The organism is Streptomyces sp. Q2, from assembly GCF_056820935.1.
Window position 1 is genome coordinate 18735 of sequence record NZ_JBXEJE010000022.1, and the last position, 11776, is coordinate 30510.

The 11776-nt window shown below is 73.6% G+C and carries 11 protein-coding genes; 4 read left to right on the top strand and 7 right to left on the bottom strand.

Going from position 1 to position 11776, the window contains the following annotated elements; genetic code table 11:
• Positions 1-35: 35 nt before the first annotated feature.
• The gene (locus ACWBNA_RS24665; protein WP_482706684.1) at positions 36-740 is read right to left on the bottom strand and encodes a response regulator transcription factor; all 705 of its coding nucleotides are present in this window, start codon (positions 738-740) and stop codon (positions 36-38) included.
• Between the two features lie 103 nt (positions 741-843).
• Between ACWBNA_RS24665 and ACWBNA_RS24670 the strand changes: the two genes are divergently transcribed.
• Genes ACWBNA_RS24670 through ACWBNA_RS24680 form a run of 3 tightly spaced genes read left to right on the top strand, consistent with a single transcriptional unit; the run spans position 844 to position 2947 of the window.
• Positions 844-1569: a glycosyltransferase family 2 protein gene (locus ACWBNA_RS24670; RefSeq protein ID WP_482706685.1), complete on the top strand. Its 726-nt coding sequence runs from the start codon at positions 844-846 to the stop codon at positions 1567-1569.
• Positions 1566-2177, top strand: a complete 612-nt coding sequence (locus tag ACWBNA_RS24675; RefSeq protein WP_482706686.1) for a TIGR04282 family arsenosugar biosynthesis glycosyltransferase — start codon at positions 1566-1568, stop codon at positions 2175-2177. The genes ACWBNA_RS24670 and ACWBNA_RS24675 overlap by 4 nt, the downstream gene beginning before the upstream one ends.
• A complete protein-coding gene (locus tag ACWBNA_RS24680; protein WP_482706687.1) occupies positions 2174-2947 on the top strand; it encodes a methyltransferase domain-containing protein in 774 nt (257 codons plus the stop codon). Before ACWBNA_RS24675 ends, ACWBNA_RS24680 begins: the two co-directional genes overlap by 4 nt.
• A gap of 325 nt (positions 2948-3272) precedes the next feature.
• On the opposite strand, the gene ACWBNA_RS24685 is transcribed toward ACWBNA_RS24680, so the two are convergent.
• On the bottom strand, positions 3273-4532 hold the full coding sequence (locus ACWBNA_RS24685; protein ID WP_482706688.1) for a molybdopterin-dependent oxidoreductase: 1260 nt from the start codon (positions 4530-4532) through the stop codon (positions 3273-3275).
• 113 nt (positions 4533-4645) lie between these two features.
• On the opposite strand from ACWBNA_RS24685, the gene ACWBNA_RS24690 reads away from it, so the two are divergent.
• Positions 4646-5962, top strand: coding sequence for a hypothetical protein (locus ACWBNA_RS24690; protein ID WP_482706689.1), 1317 nt, complete (start codon positions 4646-4648; stop codon positions 5960-5962).
• On the opposite strand, the gene ACWBNA_RS24695 is transcribed toward ACWBNA_RS24690, so the two are convergent.
• From ACWBNA_RS24695 to ACWBNA_RS24715, 5 genes are all read right to left on the bottom strand, one after another.
• Positions 5934-7511: an ABC transporter ATP-binding protein gene (locus tag ACWBNA_RS24695; protein WP_482706690.1), complete on the bottom strand. Its 1578-nt coding sequence runs from the start codon at positions 7509-7511 to the stop codon at positions 5934-5936. The two genes, ACWBNA_RS24690 and ACWBNA_RS24695, sit on opposite strands and share 29 nt — an antisense overlap.
• The gene (locus ACWBNA_RS24700) at positions 7508-8311 is read right to left on the bottom strand and encodes an ABC transporter permease (protein WP_482706691.1); all 804 of its coding nucleotides are present in this window, start codon (positions 8309-8311) and stop codon (positions 7508-7510) included. The genes ACWBNA_RS24695 and ACWBNA_RS24700 overlap by 4 nt, the downstream gene beginning before the upstream one ends.
• The gene (locus ACWBNA_RS24705) at positions 8308-9279 is read right to left on the bottom strand and encodes an ABC transporter permease (protein WP_482706692.1); all 972 of its coding nucleotides are present in this window, start codon (positions 9277-9279) and stop codon (positions 8308-8310) included. Before ACWBNA_RS24705 ends, ACWBNA_RS24700 begins: the two co-directional genes overlap by 4 nt.
• Complete coding sequence (locus ACWBNA_RS24710; protein ID WP_482706693.1) at positions 9276-10850, bottom strand: ABC transporter substrate-binding protein; 1575 nt, start codon at positions 10848-10850, stop codon at positions 9276-9278. Before ACWBNA_RS24710 ends, ACWBNA_RS24705 begins: the two co-directional genes overlap by 4 nt.
• 82 nt (positions 10851-10932) lie before the next feature.
• Complete coding sequence (locus tag ACWBNA_RS24715) at positions 10933-11748, bottom strand: class I SAM-dependent methyltransferase (RefSeq protein WP_482706797.1); 816 nt, start codon at positions 11746-11748, stop codon at positions 10933-10935.
• Positions 11749-11776: the final 28 nt, after the last annotated feature.

Consider the following 11776-nt stretch of genomic DNA (forward strand, 5'->3'; position numbering starts at 1 on the left):
GACCTCGGCCGCCGGGTGGTGCGCGACGCGCAGGGTCACGTCCCGCCCTCGAAGCGGTAGCCCACGCCCCACACGGTCTGGATCAGACGGGGGCCGGCCGGATCGTCCTCGACCTTCCCGCGCAGTCGCCGGACATGGACGGTGACCGTCGACAGGTCGCCGAAGTCCCAGCCCCACACCTCGCGCATCAGGTCCTCGCGGCCGAACGCGCGCCCCGGGTGGCGCATGAGGAAGGCGAGGAGGTCGAACTCGCGGATCGTGAGGGCGAGTTCGCGGCCGTGCTTGGTGGCGCGGCGGGCCGCCGGGTCCAGGGCGAGCCCGGCCGCGCGGAGGGTGCCCGAAGGCTCGGCCGGGCGGGCGCGGCGCAGCACGGACTCGACGCGCAGGACGAGTTCGCGAGGACTGAAGGGCTTGGTGACGTAGTCGTCGGCGCCGACCTCCAGGCCGAGGATGCGGTCGTCCTCGTCGCCGCGCGCGGTGAGCATGATGACCGGGACGGGTCCGCGCCCACGCATCCGCCGGCACACTTCGAGTCCGTCCATGCCCGGCAGCATCAGGTCGAGGACGACGAGGTCCGGCCAGTGTGCGGCCGCCAGGGCGAGTGCGTCGGGCCCGTCCCCGGCACGGTCGACGACGTATCCGGCCCGGTCGAGGTACCCGGAGACGACCTCGGCGACGGTCGGGTCGTCGTCCACGACGAGGACCCGGGCCCCGGTCCGTTCGTACGGCTGCTGCTCCATTCCGCCAGCCTCGCATCCTGAGCGTTCCCCTGCGGCTCCCGGCTCCCGACGTCCGCGTTTCGTAAGGAGCAAGGGTCCGATATGCCTGTTTCGCGCTCGTAGGGTGAGAGCCGTGACCACCTCTTCCGATCTCCCTCGGGACCCCGTCTCCGTGGACGTCGTCCTCCCCTGCCTCGACGAGGCCGAGGCGCTGCCCCGGGTGCTGGAGCGCATCCCGCCCGGCTGGCGGGCGCTGGTCGTGGACAACGGGTCCACGGACGGCTCGGCCCGCATCGCCCACGCCCTCGGCGCGAAAGTCGTGCACGAGAAGCGGCGCGGTTTCGGCGCCGCCTGCCATGCGGGCCTGACGGCCGCCACGGCCGACATCGTCTGCTTCTGCGACTGCGACGCCTCGCTCGACCCCGCCGACCTGGTGCCGTTCGTGCGCGAGGTGTCGGCCGGTGAGGCCGACCTGGTCCTCGGCCGGCGCCGCCCCCAGGCCCGCGGTGCCTGGCCGCTGCACGCCCGGGCCGGCAACCTCGCCCTGGCCCGGCTGCTCCGCCGCCGCACCGGACTGCGCCTGCACGACCTCGGCCCGCTGCGCGCCGCCCGGCGCGAGCCGCTGCTCGCCCTCGGCCTCACGGACCGGCGCAGCGGCTACCCGCTGGAGATGGTCGTGCGCGCCGCCGACACGGGCTGGCGGATCACCGAACACGACGTCCCCTACCGGCCGCGCACCGGCACCTCCAAGGTGACCGGCACCTGGCTCGGCACCTGGCAGGCGGTACGGGACATGAGCCGCGTCCTGACCGAGACCGGGACGGCCACCGAGAAGGGAGTCCACGCGTGACCACGCTGCTCGTCATCGCCAAGGAGCCTCGGCCGGGCCGGGTGAAGACCCGGCTGACCCCGCCGTTCACACCCCGGGAGGCGGCCGCGCTCGCCGAGGCGTCCCTGGCGGACACCCTGGACGTGGTGGCGCGGACGCCCGCACGACGCCGGGTGCTGGTCCTGGAGGGCGAGCCCGGCCCGTGGCTGCCGCCCGGCTTCGAGGTCGTACGGCAGTGCGCGGGCGGCCTCGACGAACGGCTGGCCGTCGCCTTCGCGGACTGCGACGGTCCGGCCCTGCTCATCGGTATGGACACCCCGCAGGTGACGCCGGAGCTGCTCACGGTGGACTTCGCGGACTGCGAGGCGTACTTCGGGCCCGCCGAGGACGGCGGCTTCTGGGCGCTGGGCCTGGCCGCGCCGGATCCCGCACTGCTGTTGGGCGTGCCGATGTCGACGCCCTCGACGGGGGCCGTGCAGCGGGCGCGGCTCGCGGGGCTGAGGGTGCGGGACCTGCCGTGCCTGCGGGACGTGGACACGGCGTTGGACGCGGACGTGGTCGCCCGGACCGCGCCCGGCGGCCGGTTCGCCGCGGAGCTGGCCCGGCTCAGTGCGGCCGGGGCCCGATGAGCACCGTGCGGATCGCTCCTCAGCGGACGCCCCTCGCCGACCCCTGGTCCGCCGACCCCTACGCGGACGCCCTGCGCGCCGGCCGCGGCCCGCTCTTCCTGCGCCGGGCCGACGGCTGGCTGCTCCCGCTGGAGGTGGAGCGCTGGTGCGCCGACGCCGACGCGGCGGATCTGGAGGTGCTGCGGCGCTGCGAGGGCGCGGTGCTCGACGTCGGCTGCGGGCCGGGGCGCCTGGTGGCGGCTCTGGGGGCGCGGGGGCGGCGAGTGCTGGGCATCGACGTCAGTGAGGCGGCCGTCTCACGGACGGGGTCGCTCGGCGGGCCGGCGCTGCGGCGCTCGGTCTTCGAGCCGCTGCCCGGCGAGGGCCGCTGGGGCACCGCGCTCCTGATCGACGGCAACGTGGGAATCGGCGGTGACCCGGCGGCGCTTCTCGACCGGATGGACCAACTCCTCAGTGCTGACGGTCTCTTGATCGCCGAGACCGTGCCGGAGCTGGACCTCGACGAACGTGTACTGGTCCATGTGACCGACGCCCGGGGCGCGGCCGGCAGCCCGTTCCCCTGGGCGCGGCTCGGCACACCGGCCCTGCTGCGGCACGCCGAGCGCGCGGGCTGGTGTGCCGACGGTCAGTGGGCGGCCGGCGGCCGTTCCTTCGTCGCCCTGCGCAGCCGCAGCAGGAACAGCAGCGCCGAGCCGCCGAACAGCGCGGCCGTCAGAAGCAGCCAGCGCGTCAGGAAGCCGTCCGGGGACAGGCCGGTGGCGGGAGCGTAACGCCCCGCCACCCGCCCGCTGATCAGCGGGAACCACACGAGCAGCAGCAGCCCGGAGAGGGCGGCCGGCACGCGGACGTACGCCACGTGGGCGCGTCGGTGGCCCGCCGCCTTCACGAGGGCGTGGTCGAGCAGGGCGTACAGCGGCAGCAGCACCAGGTCGTGCAGGAGGGCCGCGCCCACGACCCACAGTGCGACCCCGAACCAGTCCCCCGCGAGGAGTTGTACGCCGGCGTAGGCGGCGAGGGCGAACGAGCAGGCCAGGAGCAGGAGTTGCAGCGGGCTGCCGACGACCGGCCGGGGGCGGGGGCCGGGGCGGAGGTGCCTCACAGGTCTCCTCCGAACGTCATCCGGGCCACCCACTTGGTGTTGAGCACACCGGGCGCGGCGGGCACGATGACCCGGGCCGGGTGGCCGTGATCGGGGGTCAGGTCCTCGCCGTTGACGAACAGGGCGAGCAGGGAACGCGGGTCGGCGACCTGGTTGGCGCGCAGGGCGGCACGACGGAAGGCGCCGCGGCGTTGCAGCGACTCCACGAGGACGTCGGGTGGATCGTCGTACCCGACGAGGGCGGCGAGGTCCCGCAGCCGCACGCCACGCCACCACTGGTCGGACGTGGACCAGCCCTCCACACAGGCGATGGGCAACGCGGCACTGTGCAGGGGCAGTCGCAGCAGATCGGAGCGGCCGAGCCGCACGGTCCGGTCACGCCCGACGACGACCAGCCGCCACGCCTCCTCGCCCGTCTCGGCCGCGTCGATCCCGGCGTACGCGGCGGTCTTGTTGATCTGGAAGCCGCCGGGGCCCTCGCCCGGTTCGGCACCGCCGTGCGGGGCGAGGAGGGCGGTCCTGCGCAACGGTCCGTCGAAGTTCTGCCCCGCCGTGGTGGCGAACAGCAGCAGCGAGCCGCCGCCGACCAGCCCGAGGGCACCGCGTCGGGTCACGGTGGGCTCGACGGGGTCCGGAGACACCAACTCACTTTTCTCCTGCCGTAGTTGGCGCAGGCTGCGCAGAGCCGTCGGCGTCTTGAGGACGGCGTGCGCGACGAAGGCGGCGAAGAACACCCAGGCGCCGTAGAAGTGCAGGGGATAGAAGGAGCCGGGGAAGACGTAGTCCAGCTGGACGTTGAGCACGCCGGTCACGAACTCGAAGAGTCCGCCGCCGACCAGGAGCACCAGGGAGAGCCGCTCCAGCGCGTGCGCGAGCGACCGGGCGGGTGGCAGCGTGAACAGCTTGGGCACGACCGACCACAGCTTGGCCAGGAGCACGGGGATCAGAGTGATCCCGAGCGTGACGTGGACGCCCTGGTTGAGGCGGTACAGCCAGTGCGGGTCGGTCGGCCAGGAGAAGAGGTAGAAGCCGAGGAGCCCCTTGTCCGGCGTCTTGTCGTTCACCCGGGACAGGTCGGGGTTGTAGGCGGCGTACGACAGCAGCCCGGTCACGAACAGCACGGTGATCCCACCGAGCAGCACGACACCGAGCACCGAGGTGAACCAGGGGCCGCGCAGCGGACTGCGCCAGAACGCGGGCGAGAAGGGGGTGCGCGGCGGGGAGGAGATGCCTGGCGGGGAGGGAGTGCGGGCCATGTCCCGACCGTAGGCCCGCGTCACCCCGGGAACGGGTCCGCGAACCATGACGAATCTCTGACGTCCGCGCCTGTCAGCCGTCCGGGCGAGTACGCGCGACCTAGCGTTTCGGTGTGAACCGCGATCTCAGACGTGACCTGTACGCGGCCGTGGCCGCCGCACTGCTCGTGGCGACGGCCGCCCTGGTCGGCACCGCCATCGAGGACCGGGACGGCACACTTCGCGTCGGCCGGCCGCCCCTGCTGGCGACCTGGGATCCGCATCTCGGCCCCGGCACCCCGGCCGCGCTCGCCGTCGCGGTCGCCGTCGTGGTGTACGGCCCAGCCCTGGCCGCCCGCCTGCCCTGGCGCCCCCTGCTCCTCACCGTCTGGGGCACCGGCATGGCGTGGACCTGGTCCCTCGCCCTCATCGACGGTTGGCACCGGGGAGTCGCCGAGCAGCTGACGACCAGGAACGAGTACCTCAGGGTCGTCGACCGCTTCCACGACATCCCGGCAGCCCTCGCGGACTTCGACCACCACATCCTGATCGACACCCCCGACAACTGGCCCGCCCATGTCGCCGGTCATCCCCCGGGAGCCACCCTCACCTTCGTCCTCCTGGACCGCGTCGGACTGGGCGGCGGGGGCTGGGCGGGCGCCTGGTGCATCACCGTCGGCACGACGGCGGCGGTCGCGGTCCTGATCACCGTACGGACGCTCACCAACGAGTCGCTCGCCCGCCGCGCGGCGCCCTTCCTCGTTCTGGCCCCGGCCGCCGTATGGGTCGGCACGTCCGCCGACGGCTACTTCGCGGCGGTCGCGGCCTGGGCGGTCGCCTTCCTCGCCCTGGCGGTGACGGGACGCCGGCCGGGGTGGACCGGGGTGGCCTCGGGCCTCCTGTTCGGCCTGACCCTCTACCTGTCGTACGGCCTGACCCTCTTCGTCCTGATCGCGGGCGCCGCCCTCCTCCTGGGCACGCATCGCGTCCGCCCGCTCCCGTTCCTGCTGGCGGGGTTCCTGGTCGTCCCGGTCGCGTTCACCGCCGCCGGGTTCGACTGGTGGGAGGGGTACCGGCTGCTGGTCCGCCGCTACTACCAGGGGTCGGGCGGGATCCGGCCGTACGGCTACTGGGTGTGGGCGAACCTGGCGTGCACGGTGCTGATCGTGGGACCGGCGACGGTGGCGGGGCTGCGGCGCACCGGCGTCACGCTCGCCCACCGGCGCTCCCGACCGGACGTCCGCCTGGGCCTGCTCGTCCTGGCCGCGCTCACCGCCCTGCTCGTCGCCGACCTGTCCGGCATGAGCAAGGCGGAGACGGAACGCATCTGGCTGCCGTTCGCGGTGTGGCTGCTGCCGGCGTGTGCGTGGCTCACGGGGGCGCGGGGGTGGCTGGCGGCGCAGGCCGTGCTGGCACTGCTGATCAACCACCTGCTGCTGACCGGTTGGTGACGGTCGGGCCGTCCCCCGACTCCAGCTGTGCTGTCGTCTCCATGAGGGAGACGGTGAAGGGGTGTCGCGGATCGGTCAGAACCCGGTTCGCCGCACCCTGTTCGACGAGTTCGCCCGCGTCCAGTACGGCGATGCGGTGGGCGAGGCGCGCGGTGTCCAGGTCGTGGGTGACGAGGACGAGGGACAGGTCGTCGCGTTCGCCCACCAGGCCGGCGAGGAGGTCGAGGAGGGCACGCCGGGTGACCGTGTCGAGGCCGGAGGTGATCTCGTCGCAGATCAGGACCCGGGGCCGGGCGAGCAGGGCGCGGGCCAGGGCGGCACGCTGGAGTTCGCCACCGGAGAGTTCGCCGGGGAGGCGGTGGGCGAGCTCGGCGGGGAGACCGAGACGGGTCAGCGTGGCCAGCGCCTCCTCGGTGGCCGTACGGTCGTCCGCGCCGCGCAGCCGGACCGCGGTGCGGGCCACCTGGCCGAGGACGGCGCGGTGTTCGTCGAAGGCCGCGCGGGAGTCCTGGAAGACGTACTGCACGGCGGCTAGTTGGGCACGGCTGCGGCGGCGCAGGCTGCGCGGCAGCGCGCTGCCGTCGAGCAGGATCTCGCCGTCGAGGTCGCGGTGCAGCCCCGCCAGGCAGCGTGCGAGGGTGGTCTTGCCGCTGCCCGATCTGCCGACGACGGCCAGGCACTCCCCGGCGCGCAGGGCGAGGTGCGGGACGCGCAGGACGGTGGTGCGGCCGTGCACGGCGTGCAAGTCGCTTACCCGCAGGGCTTCTTGGCCGTCGGCGAGAAGCGCCCTGTCCTGTGGAGCGGACCGCTGCGCGTCGAGCAGCCGACGGGTCCACTCGTGCCGGGGAGACAGCCACAGCCGCTCCACCGGCCCCGACTCCACGACCCGGCCCGCGCGCATCACCAGCACCTCGTCCGCGAGCGCCCGTACGACGTCCAGGTCGTGGCTGAGCAGGACGACCGCGATGCCGCGCGCCGCGACCGCCGCCAGCTGCTCGACGATCCCTCCCTTGGTCAACGCGTCCTGGCCGGTGGTCGGTTCGTCGGCGACGACGACGCGGGCGCCGAGCAGGAGGGCCTGGGCGAGGACGACACGCTGCTGCTGGCCGCCGGAGAGCTGGTGGGGGTACCGGCGCGACATGGCCGCCGGGTCGGCGAGTTGGGCGTCGGACAGGGCCCGCAGGACCAGCGCGCGGGCCGCCGTACGGCGTTCGAGGCGGGGCAGGTGACGGACCTGGGGGTGGGCGATGTCCCGGAGCAGGGCGCTGACGCGGCGGGCCGGATTGAGGACGGCCGCGGGATGCTGGGGTACGTATCCGACCGGGCCGCCGGTGCCTGCTCGGCGTACCTCTCCCGTGACCCGGGCGCCGGGCGGGTACTCCCCCAGCAGTGCCAGCCCGGTCGTGGTCTTGCCGCTGCCGGAGGCGCCGACGATGGCCGTCACCCTTCCCGGCGGCACCCGCAGGTTCACTCCGTCGACGATCGCGCGGCCGTCGATCTCGACCCGCAGGTCGCGAAGCTCCACGACGGGGTCCCTCTCGTGGTTCACGGACGTCGTCCCTTCTTCACCGGGGTCTTGTGGAGTGCCGCGTCGAAGAGCAGGTTCGTGCCCGTCGTCAGCGCCACGATCAGCAGCGCGGGCACCACCACGGCCCAGGGCTGGACGAACAGACCGGTGCGGTTGCGGTCGACCATGACCGCCCAGTCGGCGGCGTCCGGGGCGACGCCCACCCCGAGGAACGCGGCCGTGGACACCAGGTACAGCACCCCGGTCAGGCGGATACCGGCGTCGGCGGCGAGCGTGCGCAGGGTCGAGCGGCCGACGTAGCCGACGGCGATGCGCCACCACGTCTCGCCCTGCATGCGCAGCGCCTCCACCGCGGGACGGGCGGCGACCTCACCCGCGGCCGCCCGCACGATCCGGGCCGCGTCGGGGACGTTCACCAGCGCGACGAGGAGCGCGAGTCCGGTCGCGCCCGGCGCGAACACGGACGCCACGAGCAGGATCAGCAGCAGCGACGGTACGGCGAGCAGCACGTCCAGCGGCCGCATCAGCAGCTCCTCCAGCCGCCGCAGGTGGGTGAGCGCGCTGACCAGCCCGACGGGCAGCGCGACGAGGTAGGCCAGGGCGGTCGCGACCAGGGCGGTGAGGACGACCGTACGGCCGCCGTGCAGGACCTGCTGCCAGACGTCCCGGCCGACGAAGTCGGTGCCGAGCCAGTGGCCGCCGCCCAGGGTGAAGGACGCGGAACGGGGGCCGGGGGCGCCGGTGAACAGGGGGCCGAGGAGGGCGAGGACGAGAGGCACCGCGACGACGGCGAGGCCGAGGGCGAAGCGGCGCCGGATCATGCCGCCACCCCCGCCCGCGGCGTCAGCCGGTGGGCCACCACGTCCGCACCGAGGTTGAGGGCCACGGTCAGCACACCGAACACCACGGCCAGGCCCTGCACCACCGGTACGTCGCGCTCGGCGACGGCGTTGAGCAGGACCGTGCCGAGACCGGGGATCACGAACAGCGCCTCCACGACGATGACACCGCACAGCAGCCAGTCGACGGTGCGGGCGAGTTGCTGGGCCGCCGGGGCGAGGGCGTTCGGCAGGGCGTGGGCGTAGCGGACCCGGGCGCCGGGGACGCCGTAGCGGCGGGCGTGGGCCGCGTACGGCGAGGCGAGGGCGTCGACCATGCCCGCCCGCACCAGCCGGGACAGGGAGCAGACGGGGCGGGCGAGGAGGACGAGGACCGGCAGGACGAGCGCGGCCGGGTGGGCGAGCAGGTCGGTGCCGTAGCCCACGGCGGTCGGCGGCAACCAGGCCAGTTTCAGCGCGAAGACGGTCACCAGGAGTACCCCGAGGGCGAACTCGGGGACCGCGTACACGGCCAGCGTCACGCCGCTGACCAGCCGGTCGACGAGCCGCCCCTCGTGGCGGGCGGCGAGGACGCCGAGCCCGAAGCCGAGCGGCACGAGCAGGGCGAGGGTGAGCGCGGCCAGCAGCAGGCTCGGACCGAAACCGTCGGCGATGTACTGGGCCACCGGTCGGCCGGAGGCCAGGGAGGTGCCGAAGTCGCCGTGGAGCAGCCCAGCCGCCCAGTCGGCGAGCCGCTCGTGGGCCGGCCGGTCCAGGTGCATCGCCTCGCGGATCGCGGCGATGCGCGCGGGGTCGGGCTGGTCGCCCGCGAGGGCCACCGCGGCGTCGCCCGGCAGCGCCTCGGTGAGCGCGAAGACCAGCAGCACGACGGCCACGGTCTGCGCGACGCCGAGGAGCAGCCGCCGGGCGACGAAGGAGCGCAGGCCGCTCGTCCGCGGGCGCTTGCTCACGCCAGCCAGACCTTGTCGAAGCGCGCCCAGTCGAGCGTGTTGGCGGGCGCCTTGGCGGCAACGCCCTTCACGTTGCGGGCCGTTCCGAGGATCCAGTCGGCGAAGCCCCACACGAGGAAGCCGCCTTCGGTGTAGAGGCGGCGCTGCATTCGCTCGTAGACGGCGGCCCGTTCGGTCTTGTCGCGGGTGGACTGCGCCTGCTGGTAGAGGGCGTCGAAGTCCTTGTGCCGCCACTTGGTGGCGTTGGTGGTGGAGTCGGTGAGCAGTCGCTGGGAGATGTGGGCCTCGATGGGCATGGCGCCGGAGCGGTAGCAGCACAGGGTGCCGTTGTCGAGGATGTCGCTCCAGTAGGAGTCCTTGCTGCCCATCTTCACGTCGACGGTGACGCCGGCCTTGGCTGCCTGGTCGCGGAAGATGCTGGCGGCCTCGGTGAACCCGGCGGCGACGGCGGAGGTGTCGAGGGTGACCTTGAGTTTCTCGGCGCCGGCCTGCCTGAGCAGGGCACGGGCCTTGTCGAGGTCCTGTTCGCGTTGCGGGAGGCTGTCGGCGTAGTACTCGTAGCCCTTGCCGAACAGGTCGTTGCCGACCACGCCCGCGCCGGACAGGGCGCCGTCGACGAGTTCCTTCCGGTCGGCGATGAGGAAGAACGCCTCGCGGACCCGCTTGTCGTCGAAGGGGGCACGGTCGGTCTTCATGCAGAACGCCTGCATGGCGCTGCCTCGCAGCCGGATGATCTCGATCTGGCCCTGGCCCTCGTGGGCGCGGGCGGTGGTGGGGTTGAGTTCGTGGGCGTACTCGACCTGGCCGCCGAGGAGGGCGCCCACGCGGGCGGACTCCTCGTTGGCGACGACGAACTCCAGCTCGTCCAGGTGCGGGGCGCCCTCCCAGTAGTCGTCGAAGCGGCGGAAGACGGCGGAGCGGCCGGGCGCGAAGGAGACGAAGCGGAAGGGCCCGGAGCCGACGGGCTTCGTGTCGAAGTCGGACGTCTCCCCCGCGTTCTCGGGGACGATGTACGCGCCGAACGCGGCCAGGATGTTGGGGAACTCGGCCGTCGGCCGCTTCAGCACGAACTCGATGCCGTTGTCGCCGGTGGCGCGGCTCGCGTCGAGGTCGATGGGTTCCAGGGACGCCTTGGCGCGGAACGTCTGCTTCGGGTCGGCGATCCGGCGGTAGCTGTAGAGGACGTCCTTCGCCGTGACCGGCCTCCCGTCGTGGAAGGTGGCCTTGCGCAGGGTGACCTGCCAGCGGTCGAGAGTCTTGTCGGCCTCCCAGGAGGCGGCGAGGCGGGGCTGGGCGGACAGGTCGGGGCCGTAGTCGGCGAGCTTGTCGTAGAGGGCCTTGGCGCGGGCGACGTCCGCGAACAGGTTGGCCAGGTGCGGGTCGAGGGTCTCGCTCGCACCGCCCCCGGCGAAGGCGGCGCGCAGCCGTCCGCCGCGTCTGGGTGTACTGCTGCCCTTCTCCGCCGTGTTCTCCGTGCCGCCCCCGCAGCCCACGAGGGCGAGGGCCGCGGCCCCGGTGGTGGCGGCGAGGAAGCCGCGGCGGCGCAGCGCGGGGAAGCGTTCGTCGTACATGGGTGTCCCTTGCTTTTGGAATGCGGGGTGTGTCAGTGGGTGGTGTTCAGCGCGGGTGGTGTTCAGACGGCAGTGGTGGTGTTCAGCGCGGGTGGTGTGCAGACGGCGCGGGTGTGTGCAGACGGCGTGCCACGAGGTGCAGCCGGTCCCCGTCCGTCGTCGTGCCGGGCAACAGACCCTCCCGCCAGGCGGGTTCCGTGCGGGGGCCGGGGCCGTCGTGGAGCTCGACGACCTCGAAGCCGTGCGCGCGGAGGAAGTGCCGTAGCTCCAGGGGGAACATCAGCCGCCAGGCGGAGTGCTGTTCGACGGGCGCGGCGGCGGGGTCGGACGTCCAGACCCGCTTGCGGCGCAGCAGTTGGGCGGTGCGGTCCACGAACAGGGTCGTGGTGGAGCGGTAGCTGACGCCCTGCCAGTCGAACGCGCTGACGGTCGGGGTGTCGAGCAGGTCGGTACGCCCGAGGAGGTAGGCGCCGTTGCGCATCTCCGCGACGAGCAGTCCGCCCGGCGCGAGCGCCCGGCGGCAGGACGCGAGGAACCCGTCCAGCTGGGCGTTGGTGTGGCAGTACAGCAGCGAGCTGTCCAGGCAGAGGACCGCGTCGAACGCGGATGCGCCGACGTCGAAGCCGTGCAGGTCGGCCCGGACATAGCGGGGTCCCGGATGGTGGGCGCGAGCGTGTTCGAGCATCGTCTCGGAGACGTCGGCACCGGTCACGGTACGGCCGGCCGCGTGCAGGTACGCGGCGTCACGGCCGACCCCGCAGCCCATGTCGAGCACTCGCGCCCCGACACCGTGACGCCCAAGACAGTCCTCGGCCCAGCGCCCGGCGAGCCGGCCGGGGTCGGGGAAACGGGCCTCGTACAGGGCGGGGTTGTCCGTGAGCAGGTTGTGGCTGGTCACGGGGACGCTTGCCACCCCTCCACCTCCG